The organism is Paenibacillus sp. UASWS1643, assembly GCF_008693195.1.
GTDB lineage: Bacteria > Bacillota > Bacilli > Paenibacillales > Paenibacillaceae > Paenibacillus > Paenibacillus amylolyticus_B.
In genome coordinates this window covers 1-26,106 of record NZ_VXKZ01000090.1, presented here as the reverse complement: position 1 = coordinate 26,106, position 26,106 = coordinate 1, and the positions used below count along the sequence as shown (strand labels likewise).

The following is a 26,106-nucleotide window of genomic DNA, read 5'->3' as shown; positions in this document are numbered from 1 at the left end:
TGGTTTGGATAACATAACATCACATTATGGAGGGACCCCTATGAATTCCAATGAACCTGTTTTATTTTTGAGAAGCTTTCTACAAAGCCCTAAACATGTCGGCAGTATCATACCCAGTTCCCGGTTTCTCGCCAGCAAAATGGTGAAGCAAGCCTCTTGGCTAGAGGCAAAAGCAGTCGCCGAGCTTGGATCGGGTACAGGTCCTATCACTCGCTATATTCATCAACAAGTACAGGATTCCACCAAAGTCCTATTGTTTGAGATGAACGAAACGATGAGGAATACTCTTAAGACGGCATACCCGGAGTTCTCTTGTTATCCAGACGCCGCTCGATTGGTAGAATCTATGAATCAAGAGGGCGTTCAGCAATTGGATTACATTTTTAGCGGGTTGCCCTTCTTCAACTTTGAGCCTGAATTAAGAAATACGTTGGTAGACCAGATCCATAAGGCACTCAAACCTGGAGGGTTATTCATCGCCTTTCAATATTCACTTCAAATGAAAAGAACATTATCGGAGCACTTTATCATCGAAAAAATAGAATTAGTGCCTTTGAATATCCCACCTGCGTTCGTTTATGTCTGTCGCAAAAAGGAAACAATTTAAACATTCCTGACTATCGTTTACACTGATGTTATCCTAATTTTTAAGGAGTGTTGAACCATGAGTACCGTTCTCGTTGTTGATGATGAACCCGATATCCGTGATGTCATTCATGTCTATTTACGTAACGAAGGATATCAGGTCATTGAAGCAGCCAATGGTGAAGAAGCGCTAACTATTATCAATACAACATCGGTCCAACTCGTCATATTGGACGTCATGATGCCCATTATGGACGGCATCAAAGCCTGCTTCAAAATAAGAGAAGTATCGACCACTCCCATTATTATGTTATCCGCCAAGGAAGAAGACATTGATAAAATTACAGGCCTGACTACCGGGGCCGACGATTACATGGTCAAACCGTTTAACCCGTTAGAATTACTGGCTCGCGTTAAAGCTCAGTTACGACGTCAAACACTCATTGGCAAAGCTGAATTTGATTCACTTATCCTAATTAAAGACCTTGTCATTGATACGAGTAAACATTCTGTGAAGCTCAAAGATAATGACATTTCACTTACACCACTGGAGTTTTCCATTCTGGTGCTGCTTGCCAGCCATCCTGGACAAGTATTTAGCTCCGAGAAAATTTACGAAACCGTATGGAAAGAACCTTACGGGTATTCGGATAATACGGTGATGGTTCATATTCGTAACCTGCGAGAGAAATTGGAAGTAAATCCGCGCGAACCTCGTTACATTAAAACGGTATGGGGAGTGGGATATAAAATTGATTGAACGATTACAGCAATCCAAGCAAACGAAAAAAATACAGATCCATATCCTCAATCGAATGGTGATCAGTTTTGTAATTTCAATTGTCGGATCAGTGATTATCAATAATATCCTTATTACGATTGTGGCAAAAATCAGTGAAGGTTTGGAGTGGAACTGGATTCTCAACTACTTCCCTTATATTCTGACACCTATATTTATCTTAATCTTTACGCTTACTTTTTTGGGTTCCACACGAAAAATTGTAAGAGACATCATTTCACTGGAGCAAGGGCTTCATATCATATCTGAAGGTAATTTAAACTACAGGGTTCCTGTAGTTCGACAAGATGAACTTGGCCGAGTCGCTTCCAACATTAATCACATGACTGAACAGTTACAGATGCAGATCATCAAGGAGCGCGAACTGGAGAAATCCAAAATGGACATGATTACGGGGATCTCTCATGACCTGCGCACACCGCTTACCAGCATAATCGGGTATATTGAGCTACTCAGAACAGAATCCTTTCAAGATAAAGCAGAGTATGAGCGCTTCATTCAGAACACCCATAACAAAGCAACGCATTTAAAGAAGTTACTTGATGATTTATTTGAATATACACGTCTTAACGCAGTGAACACCCAATTGGATTGGAAAAAGGTTGACCTATGTCAGCTATTGGATCAATTGTTGTTTGAATTCGAACCTTTAGCTCAGGAACATGGGATTCGTATTGAAAAAAAACTCGGTGAGGCTCCGATTATGGTCTCTCTGGATAGTGATAAGATTGCACGCGCCATCGACAACCTTCTCATGAATGCACTGAAGTATTCCTTTAAACCGGGTACGATTCATGTTCAGATGAGTGTGCGGCATAATCACGTTACCATTGAAGTAGAGAATAAAGGAATGCCCCTAACGATAGAACAAAAAAACAGACTGTTTGATCGCTTTTATAAGGTGGATTATTCGAGGAATAGCGAAGGTATTCAATCAGGATCTGGTCTGGGACTTTCTATTGCGAGAAACATTGCGGAGTTACATCAGGGGACTCTAACACTAGAACATACGCGTAACGTATTTATATTCCAACTAAGCTTGCCTTCTAACATCCAGTGAAACATCAATGAATTCAACCATGGAGGATACCACGATGAAAACACCCGAACCCTTTCTTTTCCTGCAAGGATTTCTGAGGAATCCCAAACGAGTAGGCAGTGTCCTGCCCAGTTCCAAATTTCTAGCCTATAAAATCGTCCAGTCTGTACGATGGGATGAGGTTAGAACCATTGCTGAGCTGGGGCCAGGAACAGGTGCTGTCACACGTCTCATGAGAGCACATTTACCGAACTCGGCAACCGTGTTTTTATTTGAAAGAGACCCCAAAATGAGAAGTAATCTGAAGAAAACATATCCTGAATTCATGTTCCATTCGAATGCATCCTATCTGTTGAAAAGAATCAATCAAGAACATGTGCAACAGTTGGATAGTATCATTTGCGGACTGCCCTTTTTTAATTTTTCCAGAGAAATGAGACAAAACATCCTGTCACAGATCCATACAGCGCTCCGACCTGGAGGCACATTAGTCTTGTACCAGTACTCACTTCATATGAGGAAACAATTAGCTGAGTTATTTGAGATGGAGAAAATTCAATTTGTGCCTTTCTGCTTTCCTCCTGTTTTTTTGTATGTTTGTCTTAAAAGACAAGATGAAGGAGACAGTGAAACGAGCGAATGGGGGAAGATATGATTTATCCTCTATAAATGTTTAATGTCCTGTCTTGTCCTGTGAGGATCTAATCATGCGAGTCATCATCTTACGCGGCAACAACCGCGGCATAAACGCGATGAATCGGTTTCGAGCACCAGGCATAATTAACGTCTTGCCACGCAAAAAGCCTTGATACCCTTCTTCGGCCACCTGTCCGGCTTCCATGATCGGGCCCTGCAACATCTTCGAGACACCCATGCCCGAGCGATCAACAAACCCGGTGGATGTTAGGCCTGGGCACAGTGCTGTCACCGTAACACCAGCACCGTTTACTTCATTCTCCAAAGCCTCAGTGAACGATAGCACATATGCCTTTGTTGCATAATATACCGACATCATCGGTCCAGGGAAAAAACCTACCAACGAAGCCACATTCATCACACCGCCGTGTCCACGTTGTATCATATCCGGCAAGAATAGCTTTGTCATGACGGTTAAAGCCTTGATATTCACGTCAATCATATTAACTTCTTGTTCCATATCCGTTTCCATAAACGTCCCGAACAGACCGAAACCTGCATTGTTGACAAGATAGTCAACAACAATGCCCTTTTCCTTCAGTTCATTATAAATCTCCTGTGGTACCCCTGGTGCCGCTACATCTTTGGCAATAACCGTCGCCTGAATGCCATACTTTTTCTGATACTCCTGAGCTAGTTCCTGTATTTTACCCTCGCTTCGTGCTACCAGCACAATATGATGTCCACCTTTGGCAAACCGATCTGCTAACTCTTTACCAATCCCACCCGATACCCCTGTGATTAGAACTGTCTTTCTCATATCGTTACCTGCCTCTCTTTTCTATAAATATATTTCATCTGGAACACCCATATTAGAACGAACATTCTTTTAAAGTAAAAAAAATAAACTACTTTATTATAAGATCCATGGATAGCGTCGCTATACGAAGAAGTTTTTCCTTGGTCATCGAAGTCTTGGCCATCACCCTTAACCCAACGCCTACATTATGCAGATATTCCGCCAATACTTCGGCGTTGTACTCGGTTGTGAATTCACCTTCCTGCTGTCCCCACACCATAATGTCCTTGATTAGTTTCTCCGTATTTGCAAACATCTCCGTTGATCGGTTGTTCATGTCTTCATCGCGTGCCGCCAATTCTACCGTCGAATTAACAATGAAGCAGCCTGATGCTGGAGATTCTTCTCCATGAATTAAAGAAAGAAATATAAACTGAAGTGCTTCCGTTGCTGTTTGAGAACGCTTTACGCCTGCTGCAAGGGCAGAGCTGATTTTGTGATCATACAGATCTACTGACTTTAGAAATAAGGTGTGTTTGTCACCAAATGTGTCATACAAGCTTTTACGATGAATTCCCATATGATTAACCAGATCCGTCATCGACGTCTTCTCATAGCCTTGTTCCCAAAAAAGTCTCATCGCTTTATCCAGTACAACACACTCTTCGAACTCTTTGCTTCTCGCCATTGCCTTCCCTCCTGTTCAGAAAACGAACATTGAATAACATGCTCTCGTTGGACCTTTAAAAGGTAAGAATGACTTTGCCCTGGGAGTGACCCGTTGATACTTTAATCAATGCCTTTTCAATGTCCTCAAACGTATACGTAGAATCGATCGAAGGTTTAATGTCTTCTTTTTCTACAAGAGCTGTGATTTCTTGCAATTGAATCCCACTGGAGTGTACAAATAAAAAACGGTATTCAGTATCAGTCTTACGTGCCATTGAATCCAAGCGTGCACCTACGAGACCAAACAATGATCTTTTCCACAACGGGAATTGACTGTCCACTGCAAAGCGATAATTGGGTCCTGCCTTCAAAGAGACTAATTTCCCCTGTGGTTTCAAAATGCTCAGTTCAGCTTTGATCTCATCCGCACCCAAGGTATCAATGACATAATCGATATCGGACAGAATATCAGCATACTGCTCGGTCTTATAATCAATGAATTGATCTGCTCCAATGGATAAACTACGTGCTCTGCCCCTTTCACTGCCACTAGTGATAACCGTTAATCCCATGGACTTGGCAATCGGGATGGCCATTGCACCAAATCCACCGGTTCCGCCAGGAATAAACAACTTTTTATTCGGTTCAGCTCGGAGTACATCATGCAATGCTTGATACGCGGTCAGGGCAGTAAGGGGGACAGCCGCAGCTTCGATAAAAGATAGATTTTCAGGCATAATGGATAAGGCATCCTCATGTACAGCTGCATATTCAGCAAAAGCACCAATTTTATTCAGTGGCAACCTGGTATACACCTTATCACCCACTTTAAAATTCAAAACATCATCACCAACGGCTTCAATGACACCCGATAGTTCATTCCCTAGAGTTAAAGGTAACTTATAGTCGGCAATCATCCGAACACTGCCATTCATATTCAAGATATCCAGTGGATTTACACCCGCAGCTTTCACTTTGACAAGGACCTCACGGCTCTGGATCTGAGGTAGCCCAATATCATTGATTTCCACTTGGATTTTTTTAGAGTATTTCTGTATTTGAGCTGCTCTCATCATTTATCCTCTTCCTTTGCTTAAAGACTAGGAACATGGCGCGCAATGTTCCGTTGTACGCCATGCTCCATGGTTGGTGCTAGTGTTGCCCCTCTTGCGACTTTAATTCTTCCAACGTAGGATAATCCGTGTAGCCTTTACTTCCCAATCCAAAGAAGGTTGTCGGATCTGCTTCATTCAGTGGCGCACCTTGTTGAAGTCGTTCCACCAAATCTGGATTAGCTAAGGACCATACACCTACAGGTACCACATCAGCGAGACCACGATCTAAATCGACACTGAGATCATCCAACGTTCTTCCAGCCCGATTGACCAACAGTGGATTTTGCCAGATCGAACGAATGTCTTGCAACAGGTTCTCATCTCCAAGATGCATAACATGAAGGTAAGCCAAATCCAATTGAGCCAATTCTTCTACAAGATAGCGATAGAGTTCAGGGCCTTGTTCGCCATCTTGAATTCCACCCAGCGGTGTGCCTGGTGAGATACGGAAGCCTGTCCGTTCTGCACCTATTTCCTCCACGATGGCTTTGGTTACTTCAATTGTAAAGCGAGCACGATTTTCAATAGACCCGCCATACTCATCTATCCGTGTATTTGAATTCTCTCCCAAGAATTGATTGATCAAGTATCCGTTGGCCCCATGAATCTCAACGCCATCCGCCCCTGCTTCGATCGTTGCGGCAGCTGCTTTTCGGAAATCGGCAATGGTCGTTTGAATATCCTCCTGACTCAATTCCCGGGGAACGGGGATATCCTGCATCCCTGTAGCCGTAAACATTTCTACACCCGGTGCGATTGCAGATGGAGCAACCGGTTGGCGATGATGCGGGGTATTGTCCGGATGTGACATGCGACCCGCATGCATTAATTGGATGTAAACATATCCGCCAGCTTCATGCACCGCATCCGTTACCTTTTTCCATCCTTCAATATGCTTATCGGTGTAGATGCCAGGTGACCACAAGTATCCCTGTCCATCATCGGAAGGTTGTGTTCCTTCCGTAATCAGAAGTCCCATCGTTGCACGCTGAGCATAATAAAGTGCCGCCAACTCTCCAGGTGTACCATCTTCTTGTGCTCGACTGCGTGTCATAGGTGCCATCGCTAGTCGATGAGGCAATTCCATGTTGCCAATCTTTGTTTTACTCCACATCTTTTCCAATTGAATGTACTCCTCTTCTTATTTGAGATTTTGTAAATGTATCCTCTGGATTTTGCTGTATTAATTCAATTCTGAAATCACCGGGTAGATCGCACCTGTCAGCTGAAAATCATAGTTCTGATCTACAATCCCTACAACCACTTCGCTGTGGTCATAGAGATCGATCATGAAGCCTGCCATTTCTTTAGCAGTATGATATTTGGACATATTCGCTTTGTAATCAAATCCTTCAGCATCTATTGATTTTTGTACAAATTCTGTTTCCGTGATCGCTGGTGCAAGCACCTTCGCTTTTAGTTTTGCACCCTTCAGTTCCAGTTCTTTTGCAAGACCTTCTGTGAAGGCACGTTAATCAATTGAGTACCTTCGACATTCGCATAATCTCGCACATACAGTGTAGAAAGAACGGTGAAGGATTCAATGTTTACACGCAGCATGGTCTCCACTTTATCCAAATTCTGATCAGCAATGAACGAGCCTTCTCCAAGCCCGGCATTATTAATCCAAGTCTCAATCTCATATTCTTTCAAATCGCCATTTCATATCCAATCCCTGAACTTGCTCCTGTAATTACGGTGTATTTCATCTCATTCTCTCCCTCATATTCTTTAGATTAGTGTAATTTCAGTTTTTAGAACGATCGTTCTTTAATATGCAAAAAAGTAGTTAGAACTAACTTGCTGTTAGCATATCATTTCTAGAACGAACAATAAAGAATTATTTTATATGTAGCAAATGTGCTTGGAACATACTTAAATGAGAATAAAATCACGCTATATAAACCATTTTTATATCATAAGTTAAGAATTCCTATATCGTTTCATAAGTAGTCAGGCCGCTGGCGAACACGCCTTACCCCGGCCTCGTTTATTGACTTCACATATTTTCCTTCCACCACTAAACATCAACCTTTCCTAGCTACGCTAATCTGAATTCGACATCATCCATGCCAAAAATTCTCCAAACGAATCGGATACCTTTTCAACCTCTTCAAATTCAGGCTCACATCCACGGACAACAGCTCCACTGTCGGTTGTTAAGTCAATGGCATAGAAGGAATATCCATCTTCCACAGACATTACAATCGGCAAGTGATGATCCCACCAGGCCGTTATCTCTGACTGCCAAATAGAATCACCCTCTGCTGCCTCCAAACTAAGCATTTCAAATTCATTCCATTGGAATGCGGTCTCCGTGCTATTGTTGAACTCAGCCTCACAAATAAACCAGATTTGCTCATCCGGTGCAACGCATTTTTCAACTACATTTAGGAATTCTAAATATTCATCTGGAAGTCCTTTATATCTTGAAGTGATGCCGCTGTTTAAATGTGACTGCGAACCGGATTTACTCATTATGTCCCAGCCCTTTTCCCCGGCCCAAGCCATAAATTCCCTAAAGTGAGTGTTTCCTTTTCCGTTATTCATTTCCAAAATGAACACCTGCCCATCAGCTTAAGAAATAGAAACTATATCACCTATTCAGGATTTGAATGGAAAATCCCTGCTGCGTTGCTTCAAAGAAAGACAAAAAGACTGGAAAATGGTTGGGAAAAGCGGCAACCAGATTCCAGCCTTTGGTGGTTTGGGGAAAGTTAATTTTAGTTAGGGTCAGTTAATTTGAAATTGGACGAGAATTATTAGTTATTTAAATATCCGCTGTCTCATCGCCTCAAACAGCAAAATCGTTGCCGCCATTGCCGCGTTAAGCGACTCTGCCTGTCCCTGCATCGGGATCGTAATCGCATCATCCACCAAACGTGCCGTAGCATCCGAGATGCCTTTGCCTTCGTTACCAATCACAAGCCATACCGACTGCGTAAAATCATAACTATAACATGAATGCTCTGCCTGCAAAGAAGTACTAACCAGCTTCACGCCCGCAGCCTTCGCTTCGGGAAGCACCGATTCCAACTGGCCCTCCACAATGGGCAAATGAAACAATGACCCCATCGTCGAGCGAATCGTCTTCGGGTTATATACATCAGCACTGCCCGCGCCAAGTACAACCCCAGCGGCCCCAGCGGCATCCGCACTACGGATGATCGTCCCCACATTACCCGGGTCTTGCACTCCGTCCAGCACCACAACTAGCCCCCGTGCTCCGGTAATTAGGCTTTCCAGTGGCTCACTGCCTTTACGCACAATCGCGAATACAGGCTGTGGCGTCATCGTATCCGTACATTTGGCGATAACCGCAGGAGATACACTAACCCACTCCACACGCTGTAGCGGATTCTCAAGCCCGGCCAGTTCGCTAGGTACGCCTTGCTCTCCGTCGTACACAATACACTCCAGATCCGCTCCAGCGCGCAATGCTTCCTGGACCAGATGAATGCCCTCAATGATATATTTATGTTGACGGGTACGATGCTTTTTCTCCAGCAACTGTGCCCATTCTTTTACACGTGTATTTTGCGGTGATACAATATCCATCTTTCCATCCTTCCCATCTGCATCCATCACTTCGGATACGCAAGCTCCATTTTCGTCAAATGATCCTTGTGACCTACAATGATCAGCACATCTCCAGCTTCGATCCGGTCCTCCGCGTACGGCGAGATGTTCATCGAATTCCCACTGCGAATCGCCATCACGTTACAACCAAAACGTGCACGGATGTTTAATTCCATCAGGTTTTTGCCGATCATCTGCTCGGAAGCTCTCATCTCCAGAATGCTGTAATCCTCAGATAACTCGATGTAATCCAGTATATTAGGCGAGGTCAGATGATGGGCTACGCGCAGTCCCATATCCCGCTCAGGATAGATGACTTTGTCTGCACCAATCTTTTGCAGCACCTTACCATGAAGCTCATTTTGAGCTTTTACGATCAGCACCGGTACACCCATATCTTTCAATATCAGGGTTGTCAGAATGCTCGCCTGTATATCTTCACCAATCGCCACAACGACAACGTCGAAATTCCGTATGCCCAGCGCACGCAGCGCTTCTTCATCTGTTGAATCTGCCGATACCGCATGGGTCACCACATTGGACATTTCCTGAGTCCTCTGCTCGTCCGCATCAATTGCCAGCACGTCGAATCCCATACCGCTCAGTGCATTGGCAACACTTGATCCGAACCGTCCCATACCAATTACGGCATACTGTTTCTTGGCCATTAGGGTCTTAACCTCCCGCTGCACTTCAGCATGACGCATCATTACGGATACCCATGCTAACGTAAATAATCCTTCGTAGTATACCACAAAGCCCGATAAACTTGAATGCGCTCGCGCTTCCCAGGGAACAGTATAAGAGCAGCCGAATATACGAGGAGGGAATTGCGATGCCCATTACATTAAGCCTGCGTGAAGCGATTGTTCATAAAGTTCATGACAAGAGTGATGATCAGCTCCGGGAGATGATTGAAGGTTCAGTAGATGGACCGGAAGCTGCTTTACCTGGACTTGGCGCCATTTTCGAGATGATCTGGAAGAACACAGAACCTGCCAAGCAGGAAGAACTCATTCAAATCGCGCAGGAGCATCTGCACACCATTCCCGTTCAACCGCTTCGCTAATCGAAGCATTGAAGGGCAAGGTAACCATCAAACCGTTTGTTCTGTCTGCAAAAGAAAGCTTTCCCTTATTCGGCTGGATCATACCCGCCTCCAGGTAAGGTGTATAGCAATAGATCCCTCCGCCACAATTGGCGGAGGGATCTTATTTTTAACAAGCTCTATCTCATCACATGAACTTGTCGCGTTTAACTAACCTTTTAACAATTCCCACGAAATACTTCTGTCTTAACTTAAGGCGCAGTCTCCAGGAATTGAGCTGTAGGATTTTTATCCATAGCCGTTCTCATGGCGTACTCATTTTCGAAGAGCACTACATAATTTCCTTTTTTATCTTTCACAAGCGCAGAGTTAATCCGGAATTTGCTTGCGTCTAGATTCTCGTCCACGATCCAGCGAGCGAACTGATAAGGCATGCGCTGTAATTGCACGTCTACCCCGTACTCACCTTTCATCCGGTATTCAAATACCTCGAACTGCAGTTGACCAATTACGCCGAGAATCGTCTCGTCGAAACTTGCCGTCTGGAACACCTGAATGGTTCCTTCCTCTGTCAACTGGTCAATCCCTTTTTGGTATTGTTTATGTTTCAATGCATTTTTTACGGTAACTTTGGCGAAAATCTCTGGCGAGAACGTTGGTAACTCCTCAAAGACAACCTCGCTGCCTTGGCTCAGTGAATCGCCAATCCGGAAGATTCCCGGATCGAACAAACCGATAATATCACCGGCATATGCCTCTTCGACAATATCCCGGTCTTGTGCCAGGAATTGCTGTGGCTGTGACAACTTGATCTCTTTACCTACACGGGTATGCTTCACACTCATTCCACGTTGGAATTTGCCTGAAACAATACGCAGGAACGCAATACGATCTCGGTGTGCCGGGTTCATGTTCGCTTGAATCTTGAATACATACCCACTGAATTTCTCATTCGTTGGCTGGATTTCTCCTGCCGTACTGCGACGTGGTTCAGGCTTCGGTGCCAGTTCCAGGAAGTTCTCCAGGAAGGTCTGCACACCAAAATTGTTAATCGCACTACCGAAGAAAATAGGCGTCAATTCGCCGCGTTGAACTTTCTCCATATCAAACGGATCTCCCGCAACGTCCAAAAGCTCCAGATCCTGAATTAACTGATCATGCAGATACTCTCCTGCCATCTCACGGATAATTGGATCTGTATAACCGTTTACTTTCTGAACTTTAATTATCGAGTGATCGTCCCCTTGGAACAACTCCACCTGATTTTTCATCCGGTCATATACACCGCATAGTTCGCGACCTGTACCAATAGGCCAGTTCATTGGAACTGAACGAATACCCAGTACATTTTCAAGTTCTTCCATCAGGTCAAATGGACTTTTACCCTCACGGTCGAGTTTGTTGATAAACGTAAAGATTGGAATACCACGTTTCGCACAAACCTGGAACAACTTAATCGTCTGTGCCTCGACACCCTTCGCTACGTCAATCAACATCACCGCGCTGTCGGCAGCCGTCAGTGTACGATACGTATCTTCACTGAAATCCTGGTGACCTGGTGTATCCAGAATGTTAACGCGATGGTTCAGGTAATCAAATTGCATTACGGAAGAAGTAACCGAGATCCCCCGTTGTTTCTCAATTTCCATCCAGTCACTTGTTGCGTGTTTGCTGGCTTTCCGAGCTTTTACCGTTCCCGCAAGGCGAATCGCGCCTCCGAACAGCAACAGTTTCTCGGTTAATGTAGTTTTACCCGCATCCGGGTGAGAGATAATGGCAAACGTCCGGCGTTTGTCCACTTCCTGTTGAAGAATATCATTTGCAGCTTTGCTCATAGGTTTAATCCCTTTCGTCCGTTCATTCACGTTAATCCGGCATGGCCGGTCCATCATTCAATCTTTATGCAATCCGGCGAGGCCGGTTGATTGTACACGAGTTTTTACGTACTAGGTATTTACACACTAGATTAATTTTACACATTTACAATGGAGTTCATCCTCCTCAAATCTGTGCTTTCCTGTATACCGTGAACTGCTTCTTAACCCAACTCTCCTATTGTACCATAATCTGTACCGAAAATAACCGATTACTACCGCAGATTCTTCTCTTTTCACTCGCAAAAAAAAAGCACCCTTCTGCCATAATCATGGCATCCAGGCACTCCTCATTTATTTCATGTTATTGTGTTTTAGAAAATTAATGCATCCAGCGCGTATTGTCCGCCACCTGTCAGGGCTAGCGCTACACCAATGACCAGAATCGCGAGATTATATTCGAATCCGTTCTGCGTGGACCAGTATCCGTTTGCACCATGGACTTTCACAATCGCAATGACCATTGTCAATGCAATCAGAATGCCACCTACCGGTGTGAGCAGACCCAGAGCCAGCAGCAATCCACCACCGAATTCCGCGAGTCCAGCCAGTAGAGCCACCAATGCACCTGGCTTCATGCCCATCGACTCAAACCAGCCGCCTGTACCCTTGATTCCGTAACCTCCGAACCAACCAAACAGCTTTTGAGCCCCGTGCGCCATGAACGACAATCCAATCACCAAACGAATCAACAACAACCCTACATCCAACATCATTTTCTTTTTCCTCCATTCAATATATACAAAATAGTATTCTCAGATTAAAGATATTATGCACATTTTTTTCATGATTCTCTGTGACGCAAACCCCTTCAACTGGTTTACATTTTATCTCATGAATGATAACTTATCCGAAACGTTTGTCCGAATGAAGTTTGTCATTTGCGTAACTCTTTAACTCATGTGTTGAGTATAAGTTACATACTTACTTTTTGTCAATAACTTAATTTAAATTACTTATTTCCTTATGATGGATACCTCCCTTTTACCCGCTAAAAAGCCTGGGGACACCGCAAAATTGCGAAGTCCCCAGGCTCAATCATGTTGTGTATGTTCTTATTACCTTAATGCCCTTACCCTAACCATTCACTTGCCAGATCACGCTGTCCTCGTCCTGACCATTCACCGGCCACCAGTGGAATCCGTCCTGCTCCAGCAGCTTATCTGTCGCTTCTGGTCCCCAAGTTCCAGCAGGGTACGTATGAAGCTCTCCCTGATTCTGTCCCCAGGCTGCTGCGATCCGATCCACAAAAGACCAGGCTGTTGCCACTTCATCCCAACGGGTAAAGTACGTAGAATCCCCCTCTGCAGCATCGTGCAGCAGACGTTCATACGCTTCAGGCGAGTTGATTCCAATCATGCAGCTCTGACAGAAATCCATCGCGAGCGGCTGAATCTCGGAATCCGATCCTGGTTTCTTGGCATTAATTTTGATATATATGCCTTCCATCGGATTCACCCGAATAACCAGCAGGTTCGGTTCGAGCTTATACTTTTTCCCAAGGTACACGTTGTTTGGCATCGACTTGAACTCAACTACGATCTCGGTCGTTTTCACCGGAAGACGCTTGCCTGTCCGAATGTAGAATGGAACACCCGCCCAGCGGAAATTATCCACAAATACACGTGCTGCAAAATAAGTTTCCGTATTCGACTGCGGATCAACCTTGTCTTCCTGGCGGTAACCGGGAAGCTGCTTGCCACGGTACTCTCCTTCAGCATACTGCCCTCGCACAACGTTGTTGCTGACTTCTTCGTCTGAAGTGAATGCCCGTAATGAACGTAATACCTTCACCTTCTCATCCCGAATGTCCTCCGGGAATAAGCGACTTGGCGGCTCCATCGCAATCATCGTTAGCATCTGAAGCATATGATTCTGCCCCATATCACGCAGTGCACCGGAGTGATCATAATAACCACCACGTTCTTCCACGCCTACCGTTTCACCAAGCGTAATCTGAACGTTGGCAATATGTTTGTTGTTCCAGAGCGGTTCAAAAAAAGCATTTCCGAAGCGGATCACTTCGATATTTTGCACCATTTCCTTACCCAGATAATGATCAATCCGATAGATTTCCTCTTCACGGAATACTTCACGAATCTGCTCATTCAGATGTTCGGCCGATTGCAGATCATAACCAAATGGTTTTTCGATCACCAAACGGTTCCACCCCTGACTTTCCAACATACCACCGTCCCGCAAACTGTACGAGACACTGCCAAACAGCTCAGGTGCCAGTGCCAGATAGAACAGCCGATTCCCCGGCGTGTTAAACTTTGATTCCAGATGCTCCGTCTGCGCACGCAGCTCTTTGAATCCTTCCACATTATTGATATCCAGTGCTTTGTATTCAAAATGATCGACAAAAGAGTTCCACTCATCAGGTTCCCCCGCTGGATAACGGCAGAACTCTTTAATGGATTCATAGATGTCTTCCCGGAATTCTTCTGGGGACCTCGGACGACGTGCTACGCCAATAACCGCAAAGTCTTCTGCAAGCTTGCCTTCACGGTAAAGACTGTAGATAGCCGGAAACAACTTCCGGCGGGCCAAATCACCCGTTGCTCCAAAAATGAAAAATACTGCACCTGGTGTCTGTACTTCATCTTGCAATTGTTTTTCAACCATGGGCTCCTCTTTCTTCCGGGAAGATAACCTTCACGCTCTCCCCGAGCTATGTAATGGTGTTATATATGCACGACATACAACTGTCAATTACCAGCAAGTTCCTTCTTGGATGTGATGCCATTTTAGCATATCAACTGAATGGATGCACTATTTCAAACTCATTTTTCTGATAAAGATTCTCAATATTGGGTCCTAATTCATGAAAAATTCATCCTTAATATTCAATCGTAATCACCGGAAATCCCACTGTAATTCGATTATCGACCTCGTTCCCAACCTGGTGAACTGCGAGTTGCATATTCAACATGTGCGAGCCACTCTTGATCGATAGGGGCAGCTCAGCCGCCTTATAAGAGACACTTGCAGTGCCTGCATCTGTATAACGTTCAACGGAGGCGATATCCACCTTTGTGGACAACTGTTCTTCGATCAGTTCCAGTTGCTGACTCGCATCATGTTCAGTAACATTAACTGCTGTACCTTGCACAGACATATTCCAGCTTGCCTTCATCCCTGAGTCTACAAGCAGTTGATCCACCTGTTCATGTACTGTCATTATTGCCTTCCGGTCTGTGTGTGCATCCCCTGAAATTTGTACGATGGCGTAGTAGCCGTTGTCTTCTGTCTCAACGACATTGACCAACATACCTGCTTCTCCAGCAGCCTCATTGACAACCATCTCACTGCGATACACATCATGGCCCGTCTGGCGTACGCGTACTGGTTGTTCCAGCCCCAAGTGACTAGCCAGTAATACGGCCTGGGATTGCGCGTCTCCCCGGCCTTCTCCTTGCCATTTAATCACCAGACGATCCACATTATCAATCACGCTGTCAGCCGTATAGATTAACTGTTCCAGTTGGGCTGCTTTGGGTTCGTTCTTTTCTGCGTATACCTGTGTCACACCGATAAGAATAATGATAGCCATTGCCAAGATACCTGCTGTCATCCAACGATTTAACATTTGAATCCCCCGTTCATTCTTGTATTCTATGAATCTATCAACAGCATGCCCTTTTCCCACATTAGCTATACTTCTTCTGAACACAGCAAAAAAAGCCCCACCCGCCACTTGCATGGCAGATCGGAGCTTTCCATTCAAACTTTTCTATCTAAATTGAACTCATATCTATAACTTCCGCACATTAATGCACGGTTCTTTGGCTTAATTATGTGATTGCATATAATTCTTGTTATTACTCTGCAAGTCCGTTTTTATAAGCATAGATCGCAGCCTGTGTACGGTCGTCTACGCCCAATTTTGCCAGTAAATTCGTGACATGGAATTTGACTGTCTTAATGCCGATGATCAGATCATCAGCGATGTCCTGATTCGATTTACCTTTGGCGAGCAACCGGAGCACATCCATTTCACGGTCTGTCAATTCATCATGCAAAGGAGCTGCTGCCTGTGGCTGCCGGAAGCGATTCATCATTTTCGAAGCCACCTGTGACTCCAGAACGGATTGCCCGCGAGCTGCTGCGCGAATCGCATCTGCCACTTCATTGGCTCTTGATGTTTTCAAAAGATAACTGAATGCGCCTGCTTCAATAACAGGATACATTTTTTCATCATCCAGGTAACTGGTCAATACGATGACTTTGCACTCCGGATACATTTTAAGTACCTGACGAGTAGCCTCAATGCCATCCATGCCTTCCATAACCAGATCCATCAGAACAACATCAGGCTTATACTCCTGTGCAAGCCGAATGCCTTCCTCTCCACTACCTGCTTCACCAACAACTTCAATTCCATCTTCGGTATCCAGTACCGCTGCAAGCCCAATACGTACCATCTCATGATCATCCACGAGCAATACTTTGATCGACGTTTCCGTCTCCGTTTCGACTTCCGGTTCCATTGACATGTTCTTCCTCACTTTCATCGTTCATCAAAGGTATCGTAATCTCAATCCGCGTTCCCTTACCAGGCGCTGTTACAAATTGTATGGCTCCACCAATCTCCGTAACACGTTCACGCATGTTAGCCAGACCGTAGGAAGCCTGTTTATTCTCATCCAGATCGAAGCCTTGCCCATCATCACGAATCAATACCCGGATCGCATCAGTACGTCGCTGGATCCGTATCTCCATTTTTTCCGCTTTTGCATGTCGTAACGTATTGGACATAGCCTCCTGAACGATTCGAAACAGATGATTCTCGATGCCTTTGATCAGTTCAATGTCTTCGTCCATTTCGAGCACAATGTCCATAGGTACTTTTGTTTTCAGTTCCATCACCAAATCACGCAGACCTTGTTCGAGATGTTTACCCTCCAGATAAACTGGCCGCAGATGTAACAGTAACGCACGCATCTCGGACTGAGCTACCGAAGCCATTTCCTCAATCAAAGCCACCTGCCGCTGAGCACGTTCAAAATCCTTCTCCATCTTCCGTCCAACGGCCGTTGCTGTCATGGATATCGCGAACAATTGCTGCGATACCGCATCATGTAGTTCCCGTGCCAAACGCTGCCGTTCTTCCACAATAGCCGTAATTCTGGATTGTTCAGCAAGCTGTGCATTATGAGTAGACAATCGCTGGAGCGAAGATACCTGATCTTCCCACTTTTTTCCGATTCGTCCGAGTTGCTCACTTAAACGGCCCACATCATCATCGCCCAGATCAGGTACAGTGCGTGATAGAGAGCCCTTCTCCCACAGTAGAAGTGTTTCCCGCAGCAGTTCGAGCCGGCGTTTAACCCGGTAACTCTGATAGAACCCAAAGACCGCACCAATCCCAATCAGAAGTAGCAATAGGGCCAGACCCGATTGAATCAGATGCCGCCAGCCTGCAAACGGAGCAAGATAACCATATGTATACAATACATACAAAATAACAGCGAGCACAATGAAAACCAGGAGGATCCCTTCACCCATACTTCGGGTTACCATGTCGGTATGTCGTTTTGTCTTCATCGGGGTCTCCTCCTTCTCTTCATCTATTTTACTACGGATTACTGATGTTTAGGTCGCCAACAATATAAGAAATGACAAATTTTGCTTTATGTTCACTGGATTCATATCCAGGCGTTCTCCATACTAATTTGTTCATCATGCCGCTATCTTGTTCTCCAAGAAGATTAATCCGGCCGAAAAGAACCGATGCTTCAATCTCCACACCATAATCTTCTGGTAGTGTGAGGCGAACATTACCCATAACTCCTTGCAGCAGCACAATTGTTTGTTTCTCCTCCGGAATCGAAAGAGATAGATCGGCGTTAACCTCACCTATGGCATGCCACAGACTCATACTACGTAACGTCCAGGATGATTGATCCCAGTAGTACCGAGCCATGAAATTCTGTTTCTTCATAACGCCTTCGTCCAGATGAATCTTTTTGTTTTTTGAATAAAAGTAAGCTAAAGAAGCCAGTACAATCAAAAATACAATCATCAAATTATCCAGCAATAACAGTGCCGCACCAATGCCAAGATACCGATGACCTTTGCGGGTATCCCCATTGCGGACTTGAAGCATTCCAACCGTTAACAGAATCAGTGCGGCAGCGGTCAGGAAGTTAATATTGTCATTCAATAACATCATTGTGCCAATAATCATAATGACAACTGCAAGCCATTTACTCTTTTGATTCATCCCCGCCGCACCTCCTCTGTAAGTTAATCTCTCTTTATTCAACGGAAAAGCCATATCAGGCAATGAAGTCCTGTATGGCTTAACTTTTGTTCTACCAACCGTACATTATACACGATTTATAGAATATCATATTGTCCACTAAGCGAACAGTTATTCTTTTGAAGTTCCGTTCGCTTCATTCTTGGAACCATTGCCCATTTTATTTTTGAGGGCTTGTAATTGCTGATCCACTTTGAACTGTTTTTCCACATCTACAGGATTTGTGTACGTGGATGATGTGTTGCGATAAGGTGCACGAGCTACGTCAGCTTCAGCTTCCAGCTGCATGATTTTCTCTTCCATGCGGTGGAATCCAAGGGATGCGCCGCCACTTTCGATCGAATGCAAGCTGTTGATGGAAGACATTTGTTTTTTAGCTTTTGCCATTTGTGCACGGGATACAAGTTCATTACGTTTGTTACGCATTTTGTAGAACTCATCTTTCATATCATGCAACTGTTGCAACAGATCTTTTGCTTGTGCTTCGGACTGTGCATGCAGTTCGCTGTACTCCGTAATTTTTTGATCAAAGTAGATTTTCTCTTCCAACAATTTGCGTGCAACTTCTTCCTGACCGTTGGCCAGAGCAGCTTCTGCTTGGGACTCACGTTGTACCGAAGTACGCTCCGCTTCATCCAAACGTTGTTTCATGCGACGCTCATTTGCCATTTGTTTGGCAACAGTTACCTCTGCCTCATGAATCTCAGCCTCCATATCACGCAAGTACTGGTTCAACATTACAATCGGGTCCTCTACTTTATCCAACATATCATTTACCGATGCTTTCGTCATATCCTTAATCCGTTTAAATACTCCCATTTTACTTTTCTCCCTTCTCGTAACGAGATAATTTTTGGCGAAGCTCTTCAACTTCTTTTTTCAGTGCTTTTTTCTCGATATCTTTCATCATGGAATCAAGTTCACTTTCTTGTGGTGCACCTGCTCCGTAGGCGTTGTTGTCATAAGAACGGGGACCAGATTGAGGTCTGCCGTTGAATCCAGGGCCAGGACCGAAGTTACCAGGACCTTGTTGGTTGTGATTATTTTGAAAAGGACCTCTTGGTGACTGATGATCATAGTTGTTGTATCCTCTGCCAGGACCAGGGCCTGGGCCCGGACCGTAGCCATATGGATCATAAGGCGGATAAGGTTCTTTTGGTACCACCAGTGCTGCAATAAAGTATATTAACAACGACGTGCCGCCAGTTACGAAGATACTGATAACAAAGATGATACGCAGCAGGGTGGAATCCATTCCGATGGTTTCGGAAATTCCGCCGCACAAGCCGGTTAACATCCGGTCACGCGTTGAGCGGTATAATTTGCTCATGTGCTTGCTCCTTTCGTTTACTTGTATCCTCTTACGTTGGAATCATAAGCATATGGATCAACGTGATTGGATTCCTTGGGTACCACCAATGCAGCGATGAAGTAGATCAACAATGATGTACCTCCCGTAGCGAAAATACTGATGAAGAAAATGATACGTAGCAGCGTGGTACTCAATCCGAGATTTTCAGAAATGCCGCCGATCAAACCTGTTAGCATTCGATTACGCGCCGAGCGGTATAATTTACTCATGTGACTACTCCTTTCTGTCATTGTTCAATTTCTGTCTTAAGCGTTCCAATTCCTTATCCAGCGTAGAGGATGACATGCTGCCAGTCACTCCTGAACCATCTTGATTCATCCGCCGGATATCGCGGAGACTTTGTGCTTCATATTCGAGATCAGAGACTTGATCATCCAGTCGGTTAAACATACGGGGTACATTCTGACCGTTGTGATTGCCTCTCTGGTTCATACGTTGTTGTAACTGAATCGTCTGCATACGAGCGTAGTAATATTGGCGTTTGCTGTATACATTCTGATATTCAACCTTCAGCTGGTCGATCTGTTCATCCAGCTCCTGTAATGCCGCATAACTTTGTGCATACAATTCATTGTACTGTTCCATTTTTTCCTCGTGGAGGATTTTCTCCTGCAAGGCCAGCTTAGCGAGATGTTCTTCCCCTGCTTTCAGAGCCATGGAAGCCTGTTCTTCCCGTTTGTTCACCATACCTGCTGCCTGATCGGCTTGTTGTTTCATTTGTCTGGTATGGCTTGCATATTGATGACGAAGTTTCTCGGCTTCACCGATGTCTTGGCGGGTCGAGACCAGAAACTGATCAATCAGTTTGACTGGGTCCTGACTTTGCTCCAAATGTTCGTTCAGATTGGCTACGGTAATATCCCGCATTCGACGAAATACACTCATTATGTTCTGTCCCTCCTTTTCATAATCGTGAAAGCTTAGTACCGACCACGACGACTGCGGTTATTGTTTAGCATTGAGATACCAAAGATGATTAACCCGATCGCGATGATCGGTCCGATCAACCATGCCAGTTTACCCATCAGTGAGATGATACCGATGATGAGAACAATCCAGCCAAGCATCACATTCCCTCGTTTAACTCCGTAGTATCCCAGTGCAATCATCAGGACCGGAATCAGATAACCCATTAAGTGTCCAAGAAGTGGAGTTAACTTTCCGAAGAGGAGTAGTGCACCCAGCGCAATCAATACAATCGCCCAGCCATTTCCCTTATTCAATCTCATAATTGTTGTTCACCGCCCTTTCCATTCGTTCCTTTTAATGTGTTGAGTCATTTGTTCGTTTGTTTCTTGTTTTTTTGTTTCCGTGTTTCTTGTTTAACCTTATGTCCTTATTCTAGGGGATTCCGCGACTTTTCAAAACAGACCGTGGACGGTTTTTCATCCTAGACTCAGGTCGGGGATCTAGTTGGACCTTTGACTGTCCCTATATAAGACCAACGTTCCACCTAAGCTGAATAGCACTCCAGATGCCTTCTATTACCCGTATTCAGGCTATCCTTTAGCCGATATCGACCTGTAGAGAGAATGATGTCCATGTCTCTATTTACGTTCACACTGCAATTCCGTTTCTCATGATTCCGTATTGGATAGTCAGTCCAAGCCGTTTCTCTAGCCTTTTCTGCAAGATCATCTATCAGCAATCCCTTATCTCTGCTCCTATACCCTCTCATAAAATTACTTATTTATCCAAATAAACAAAATTTAGATTGTTCTATATGTAAGCGTTTACTAAAATAGAAAGTGTTACTATTTCTAATGTCAGGGGTGGAACTGAAACTGTGCGACCAATCAGCTATCTCCATAAAATGATCATCTTCGGAATCCTGTTAAGCACCCTGCCCATTTTGTTAACGGGAATTGCCGCATTTATCTATTCATCGAACCAAACTGAGCTGCATCGTACACAGGCCAACAGACAGTTGCTGGAACAAATGCAATCCAACGTAGAGCACAAACTCGCTACAGTCAGTTATATGCTTGATCAGGCCGTTCGCTCTCCAGTAACCCTCCGTTCTCTGTCTGCTTCTTCTTCACTAGAAGGGAAAGGGCCTTTGCTTGCCGACAAGCTACAAAGTGAATTTAAGAATATGAGGTCATGGGAACCTTTGCTGGATATTACCCTCGTGAATCAATCTCAGAATTGGCTTATTGATCATGCCGGATTATATCGTAATACGGATTTTCCACTGGCTCTTCCCATGAAGGAATTGATATCGGATACGCTAACCTCCGGATGGCAGCTCTCCCCTTCATCGGTGTTCAGCAATGATGAGCGTTCACCCGGTACAGGCTGTATCTATCATATTGCCCTTGCAAGGTCTATTCCGAATCTGAATACGTCTTCCGATGCTGCCCTGATTGCGGGAATCCCTGCATGCTCTTTGCAAAATACACTAGGAGAAGCCTCCATAGGCAATGCTGCCTCAGGACTGATCATTTTGAATCGGGAACAACGTATCTTAGTCCATCCCGATCCTGTATACATTGGACAACCGTTTACTGCCATTGGATTACAGGATCGGGATACGGAAGCCAACATAACCAAACTATCACCCATTACATTTTCAACAGGCTTTGAAAAACGGGAAGTTAAGATCGCCGATATACATTATTCTCTGACGTATAGCCCTTCTACCTTAAAAGGATGGACTTATGTTCTAATCTCACCTACCAATGTTCTGACACAAGAATATATCGATATCGGATTACACACCTTGTATATCAGTATCTTCTTACTTTTACTTTCGTTATTACTCGCCTGGCTCGGCTCCAAGCGAATGCATGTCCCGATTCGTAAACTTTTAACCCAACTTGGTGACAACTACCTGTCCAAAGAAGGACACACGGTAGCTCAGCAATCACCACCATTTTCTGATGAGTTCGAACAGATCAGAGCAGGGGTCTCACAACTATCTGCCTCTCGCTCCCAATTAGAGAACACACTTAATATGCATCTGTTGCAGATTCGCACTCATTTTATGATGAATCTGTTCCAGGGCAAGATCCCTGTTCATACTCTTTATGACACCCTGAATGAATATGGCTACACGCATCAGGTTCGGGAATGGCAACAAATTGCTATTATTACACTACAGGCCGATCTCGTTAATCATACAAAATATAGTGCTAGTGATCGTGACCTCTTATTATTTGCTATTCAAAATATATTGGAGGAAACGGTTGTGCATAACCAACAATTGCTTCCCATTGTGCTGGAACATACGGTAGTCACGGTGATTGGCACCGTTGAACAGGATCATTTTATTTTTTCACAGCAGCTATATGTATTAACAGACCAGTTACAACAACAGATTGATAAGATTCTAGCTCTTCAAGTCAGTATAGGATTCAGCCAGCCGCACAGCTCTCTATATCACATCCCTCAAGCTTACACAGAAGCCATGGAAGCATTGAGGCATCGGATGAAGCTGGGAACAGGCATTATTTTTCAATATGAGAACATAGATCATTACACTCCCACTTGGCCCATGACCTACCCGGAATCATTGGAATATTCATTGATCCAAGCTATTCAAAATGCGGACGAAGTCCAGGCCTCTGCTCTTCTGAAACAACTGCTTGAAGTGATCTTTGGTATGGAGGTTACGCCCGAGGAGTATGAGGTGGCTCTTACGAGGCTACTCACACATATTTTGCAAATGACTCAGGAATCCGGCATACGACTCGGACAGATCTCCCAAGGTCGTGGCTCGATGTTTCATGAACTTCATGGTTTGCAGTACGCTGCTGAAGTTGAGGAATGGTTTAATCATCAAGTCATCTTGCCCGTCATCCAGGTTTTTAAAGCAAGACAGTATGCCCAGTATCAGCATATATCTGAGAAAATGATTGCCATGATTCATCAAGATTATGATAAGGATCTGACGCTTGAGGAATGTGCTGTTAAGCTTCACTACAATGCCAACTACTTAAGTAGTGTTTTCCGCAAAGAGACCGGCTGTGCATTTAGTGAATATCTGACCAAGTACCGATTTAACATCGCTAAAAAATGGCTGGACGAAAGTGATCTAACCGTTAAAGAGATCGCAGCACGACTGCGGTACAACAATCCGCAAAATTTCATCCGATCATTTCGTAAATGGGAAGGAATTACCCCCGGCCAGTACCGGGAACGTAAGCAAAAAGCAGAAGTGTCGAACCGAAATTAGAAAAGGAGCACGTTTGTAAGTCGTAATCCTTCGGACAGCTCGGCCACTTCTCCATATGGCTCCCCTAACAGGGCTCGGAGCCTGTGACAACTCGATTAACCGTCGAGTGCTCTCCTACTTGAAAATATCAGGGAATATGCTTCAGAGATCATTCTCTGAAAACGAGGTATGTGTTTTGTTTTTCGTTGTCTCGAATATCTCTAAATAAACGAGGGCTGGTGGGCTGGTTCAAAGCGGTCGATGAATTAGTGGCTTCAAAAAAGAGGGAGCACATAACCTGCTCCCTTCACTTACAACTTTACTTCTACAATCTTAACATCATATGTTTCAACCGTTCATCTTTTTGCGCAGTGTTGTGATGCTTCCTAGTGTCATCTTAGACGTTAGACTACATTGTCCGTCTCAATTCCTGATTATCAGTACATTTGCCAAGCTTATGCGATTTATCGCTTAGCCTTAGTACGAACTGTTTTCATATTTGGCTGTTCAAGTTGAATTAGAATTTTACCAAACCTTGCTCCTCGTGAGAAGGTCACCGTACTATCCTTGTACGTATCGCTAATGTACTTCTCAGCCAATCTGAGGGAATCTTCATCCGATGGTAACTCATACGTATTAAGCCATTCTGGCAGCTTCTCGATAATCTCTTCCACCGGTACTTCAAATGAGTTAACTTCTCTCGTAATGATCATCGTATAAGAATACCCCTTCAAATACAGCAACTGTTGGATATACCCCATATCACCGGTCTTGTATGAAGAAGTTACTCCCAGTACATCCTTAAGTTCATCCATTAGTGTGTGTTCCTTCTGTCCCGCCATAGTACTTATATACACATACTTCCGGGCACAATTGATCGCCTGCTCAATCGTTTCCCAATCCGACATTGCCGGACACATGGATGCAAATGCAAAGTCATATTTCTTCTCCCAGCCTTTATCCTGAATAGAGATTTCCTCATATCGTTCTTTTACGATTTCTATTTTGGATTCCAGAGCAGGAGGTATCGTCTCTTTCATAAGGGAGACAAGCAACTCAGAAGGCTCAACTGCGGTCACACTTGCCCCCTTTTCCGCAAAAGGAATGGTAAATATGCCTGAGGCGGCTCCAATGTCCAAAATAGATAACCCTGCAAACTCCACACCCTGGTTCTCGATCCAGCTCATGATGCGCTCAGAACGCTGCTTTCCTTCTTCAGTGAACGACTGTACATGATAATCCCTTGCCCACCGCTCAAAAGCTTCTTCTGTATTAAAGGAGGCGCTTTTTTTCTTATATTTTGAACTTCTCGGACGATTCTTCCATGCCTCATCCCATACAGAAAGATCAAATAACAAATCGGTATCCGATTCATTTTTTCCATTAGTCACTCTACTTCACTCCTCTATATTAAAGACTTCACTTATCTACAATATACTTAATATAATCATACGTCAATCTTTATTACCATCCATCTTTTCTTATTCTACATTTTCTTACTGCGCATAAATCGTTTCACATAAAATAAAATAGCCCTACACATTGCATAAGCAACATGTAGGGCTATTCAATATACCGGCGAGAGGACTCGAACCTCCACGGTTTCCCACTCGATTTTGAGTCGAGCGCGTCTGCCATTCCGCCACGCCGGCAAATGCTGGAGGCGCCACCCAGATTCGAACTGGGGATAAAGCTTTTGCAGAGCTGTGCCTTACCACTTGGCTATGGCGCCATATTTTGGAGCGGACGACGGGAATCGAACCCGCGACCCTCGCCTTGGCAAGGCGATGCTCTACCGCTGAGCCACGTCCGCATAATGGCTGGGGATATAGGATTTGAACCTATGCATGACGGAGTCAAAGTCCGTTGCCTTACCGCTTGGCTAATCCCCAATAAAAAATGAAAAAACAAAGGGGCGATCGAGGGGAATTGAACCCCCGAATGCCGGATCCACAAACCGGTGCGTTAACCACTTCGCCACGATCGCCACAAAAGGTTAATTTCTAAAAGTTAATTGGCAGGGGCAGCAGGAATTGAACCCACACCAACGGTTTTGGAGACCGTTGTTCTACCTTTAAACTATGCCCCTAAAAACTGGTGGAGGATGATGGATTCGAACCACCGAACCCGTACGGGAGCAGATTTACAGTCTGATGCGTTTGGCCAC

The 26,106-nt window shown here is 44.5% G+C and carries 26 protein-coding genes, 6 tRNA genes and 1 pseudogene; 6 read left to right on the top strand and 27 right to left on the bottom strand.

What is annotated here, in order from left to right:
- Positions 1-40: 40 nt before the first annotated feature.
- Genes FE296_RS02955 through FE296_RS02940 form a run of 4 tightly spaced genes read left to right on the top strand, consistent with a single transcriptional unit; the run spans position 41 to position 3,078 of the window.
- Positions 41-607: a class I SAM-dependent methyltransferase gene (locus FE296_RS02955; RefSeq protein WP_124117420.1), complete on the top strand. Its 567-nt coding sequence runs from the start codon at positions 41-43 to the stop codon at positions 605-607.
- Positions 608-664: 57 nt separating this feature from the next.
- Positions 665-1,345, top strand: coding sequence for a response regulator transcription factor (locus FE296_RS02950; protein WP_150364178.1), 681 nt, complete (start codon positions 665-667; stop codon positions 1,343-1,345).
- Positions 1,338-2,444: a sensor histidine kinase gene (locus tag FE296_RS02945; protein WP_150364177.1), complete on the top strand. Its 1,107-nt coding sequence runs from the start codon at positions 1,338-1,340 to the stop codon at positions 2,442-2,444. Before FE296_RS02950 ends, FE296_RS02945 begins: the two co-directional genes overlap by 8 nt.
- Positions 2,445-2,478: 34 nt before the next feature.
- Positions 2,479-3,078: a class I SAM-dependent methyltransferase gene (locus FE296_RS02940; RefSeq protein ID WP_150364176.1), complete on the top strand. Its 600-nt coding sequence runs from the start codon at positions 2,479-2,481 to the stop codon at positions 3,076-3,078.
- An 18-nt stretch (positions 3,079-3,096) separates the two neighbouring features.
- On the opposite strand, the gene FE296_RS02935 is transcribed toward FE296_RS02940, so the two are convergent.
- The 8 genes and pseudogenes from FE296_RS02935 to FE296_RS02900 form a co-directional block, all read right to left on the bottom strand.
- A complete protein-coding gene (locus FE296_RS02935; RefSeq protein ID WP_150364175.1) occupies positions 3,097-3,879 on the bottom strand; it encodes an SDR family NAD(P)-dependent oxidoreductase in 783 nt (260 codons plus the stop codon).
- Positions 3,880-3,967: 88 nt separating this feature from the next.
- Positions 3,968-4,546 carry a TetR/AcrR family transcriptional regulator gene (locus FE296_RS02930; RefSeq protein ID WP_150364174.1) on the bottom strand — a complete coding sequence of 193 codons (579 nt, stop codon included), beginning with the start codon at positions 4,544-4,546 and terminating at the stop codon, positions 3,968-3,970.
- A 55-nt stretch (positions 4,547-4,601) separates the two neighbouring features.
- A complete protein-coding gene (locus FE296_RS02925) occupies positions 4,602-5,600 on the bottom strand; it encodes an NADP-dependent oxidoreductase (protein WP_150364209.1) in 999 nt (332 codons plus the stop codon).
- Positions 5,601-5,679: 79 nt separating this feature from the next.
- Positions 5,680-6,765 (bottom strand): alkene reductase, encoded by a 1,086-nt coding sequence (locus tag FE296_RS02920; protein ID WP_150364173.1) that lies wholly within the window; start codon positions 6,763-6,765, stop codon positions 5,680-5,682.
- Positions 6,766-6,825: 60 nt separating this feature from the next.
- Positions 6,826-7,298: pseudogene (locus FE296_RS02915) on the bottom strand (SDR family oxidoreductase); the annotation flags it as partial.
- Positions 7,299-7,688: 390 nt separating this feature from the next.
- Entirely contained in the window at positions 7,689-8,192 is a 504-nt protein-coding gene (locus FE296_RS02910; protein WP_150364172.1) for an SMI1/KNR4 family protein, read from the bottom strand.
- 216 nt (positions 8,193-8,408) lie between these two features.
- The gene (locus tag FE296_RS02905) at positions 8,409-9,200 is read right to left on the bottom strand and encodes a TrmH family RNA methyltransferase (protein WP_124117412.1); all 792 of its coding nucleotides are present in this window, start codon (positions 9,198-9,200) and stop codon (positions 8,409-8,411) included.
- A gap of 26 nt (positions 9,201-9,226) precedes the next feature.
- Positions 9,227-9,928, bottom strand: coding sequence for a potassium channel family protein (locus tag FE296_RS02900; protein ID WP_076211287.1), 702 nt, complete (start codon positions 9,926-9,928; stop codon positions 9,227-9,229).
- A 128-nt stretch (positions 9,929-10,056) separates the two neighbouring features.
- Between FE296_RS02900 and sspI the strand changes: the two genes are divergently transcribed.
- On the top strand, positions 10,057-10,290 hold the full coding sequence (gene sspI / locus FE296_RS02895) for a small acid-soluble spore protein SspI (protein ID WP_036673259.1): 234 nt from the start codon (positions 10,057-10,059) through the stop codon (positions 10,288-10,290).
- 230 nt (positions 10,291-10,520) lie between these two features.
- On the opposite strand, the gene FE296_RS02890 is transcribed toward sspI, so the two are convergent.
- The 12 genes from FE296_RS02890 to FE296_RS02835 form a co-directional block, all read right to left on the bottom strand.
- Entirely contained in the window at positions 10,521-12,104 is a 1,584-nt protein-coding gene (locus tag FE296_RS02890) for a peptide chain release factor 3 (RefSeq protein ID WP_124117411.1), read from the bottom strand.
- Positions 12,105-12,457: 353 nt separating this feature from the next.
- Complete coding sequence (locus tag FE296_RS02885) at positions 12,458-12,856, bottom strand: DoxX family protein (protein ID WP_024634146.1); 399 nt, start codon at positions 12,854-12,856, stop codon at positions 12,458-12,460.
- A 364-nt stretch (positions 12,857-13,220) separates the two neighbouring features.
- The gene (gene zwf, locus FE296_RS02880; RefSeq protein WP_150364171.1) at positions 13,221-14,771 is read right to left on the bottom strand and encodes a glucose-6-phosphate dehydrogenase; all 1,551 of its coding nucleotides are present in this window, start codon (positions 14,769-14,771) and stop codon (positions 13,221-13,223) included.
- 214 nt (positions 14,772-14,985) lie between these two features.
- Positions 14,986-15,735: a YwmB family TATA-box binding protein gene (locus tag FE296_RS02875; protein ID WP_190945002.1), complete on the bottom strand. Its 750-nt coding sequence runs from the start codon at positions 15,733-15,735 to the stop codon at positions 14,986-14,988.
- 232 nt (positions 15,736-15,967) lie between these two features.
- Positions 15,968-16,636, bottom strand: coding sequence for a response regulator transcription factor (locus tag FE296_RS02870; protein ID WP_091020933.1), 669 nt, complete (start codon positions 16,634-16,636; stop codon positions 15,968-15,970).
- Positions 16,578-17,693 (bottom strand): sensor histidine kinase, encoded by a 1,116-nt coding sequence (locus tag FE296_RS02865; RefSeq protein ID WP_091020934.1) that lies wholly within the window; start codon positions 17,691-17,693, stop codon positions 16,578-16,580. The genes FE296_RS02870 and FE296_RS02865 overlap by 59 nt, the downstream gene beginning before the upstream one ends.
- Before the next feature lie 31 nt (positions 17,694-17,724).
- Complete coding sequence (gene liaF, locus FE296_RS02860; protein ID WP_036605686.1) at positions 17,725-18,372, bottom strand: cell wall-active antibiotics response protein LiaF; 648 nt, start codon at positions 18,370-18,372, stop codon at positions 17,725-17,727.
- 150 nt (positions 18,373-18,522) lie between these two features.
- Positions 18,523-19,230: a PspA/IM30 family protein gene (locus FE296_RS02855; RefSeq protein WP_124117409.1), complete on the bottom strand. Its 708-nt coding sequence runs from the start codon at positions 19,228-19,230 to the stop codon at positions 18,523-18,525.
- Position 19,231: 1 nt separating this feature from the next.
- The gene (locus FE296_RS02850; RefSeq protein WP_150364169.1) at positions 19,232-19,741 is read right to left on the bottom strand and encodes a PspC domain-containing protein; all 510 of its coding nucleotides are present in this window, start codon (positions 19,739-19,741) and stop codon (positions 19,232-19,234) included.
- A gap of 17 nt (positions 19,742-19,758) precedes the next feature.
- Positions 19,759-19,992 carry a PspC domain-containing protein gene (locus FE296_RS02845; RefSeq protein WP_017692313.1) on the bottom strand — a complete coding sequence of 78 codons (234 nt, stop codon included), beginning with the start codon at positions 19,990-19,992 and terminating at the stop codon, positions 19,759-19,761.
- Positions 19,993-19,996: 4 nt separating this feature from the next.
- Entirely contained in the window at positions 19,997-20,668 is a 672-nt protein-coding gene (locus tag FE296_RS02840) for a PspA/IM30 family protein (protein WP_017692312.1), read from the bottom strand.
- A 35-nt stretch (positions 20,669-20,703) separates the two neighbouring features.
- Positions 20,704-21,012, bottom strand: coding sequence for a LiaF transmembrane domain-containing protein (locus tag FE296_RS02835; RefSeq protein WP_062838037.1), 309 nt, complete (start codon positions 21,010-21,012; stop codon positions 20,704-20,706).
- 557 nt (positions 21,013-21,569) lie between these two features.
- Here FE296_RS02835 and FE296_RS02830 point away from each other — a divergent pair.
- The gene (locus FE296_RS02830; RefSeq protein WP_150364168.1) at positions 21,570-23,960 is read left to right on the top strand and encodes a helix-turn-helix domain-containing protein; all 2,391 of its coding nucleotides are present in this window, start codon (positions 21,570-21,572) and stop codon (positions 23,958-23,960) included.
- 443 nt (positions 23,961-24,403) lie between these two features.
- Here the strand turns inward: FE296_RS02830 and FE296_RS02825 are convergent, their stop codons facing one another.
- The 7 genes from FE296_RS02825 to FE296_RS02795 all read right to left on the bottom strand — a co-directional run bounded on the left by FE296_RS02825 (position 24,404) and on the right by FE296_RS02795 (position 26,028).
- Positions 24,404-25,330 carry a class I SAM-dependent methyltransferase gene (locus tag FE296_RS02825; protein ID WP_124117406.1) on the bottom strand — a complete coding sequence of 309 codons (927 nt, stop codon included), beginning with the start codon at positions 25,328-25,330 and terminating at the stop codon, positions 24,404-24,406.
- 182 nt (positions 25,331-25,512) lie between these two features.
- Positions 25,513-25,591: transfer RNA gene (locus tag FE296_RS02820), tRNA-Leu, on the bottom strand.
- A 6-nt stretch (positions 25,592-25,597) separates the two neighbouring features.
- A tRNA-Cys gene (locus FE296_RS02815) sits at positions 25,598-25,671 on the bottom strand.
- Between the two features lie 6 nt (positions 25,672-25,677).
- A tRNA-Gly gene (locus FE296_RS02810) sits at positions 25,678-25,752 on the bottom strand.
- A 4-nt stretch (positions 25,753-25,756) separates the two neighbouring features.
- Positions 25,757-25,831, bottom strand: a tRNA-Gln gene (locus FE296_RS02805).
- 22 nt (positions 25,832-25,853) lie between these two features.
- Positions 25,854-25,926, bottom strand: a tRNA-His gene (locus tag FE296_RS02800).
- A 28-nt stretch (positions 25,927-25,954) separates the two neighbouring features.
- Positions 25,955-26,028 (bottom strand) — tRNA-Trp (locus FE296_RS02795).
- Positions 26,029-26,106: the final 78 nt, after the last annotated feature.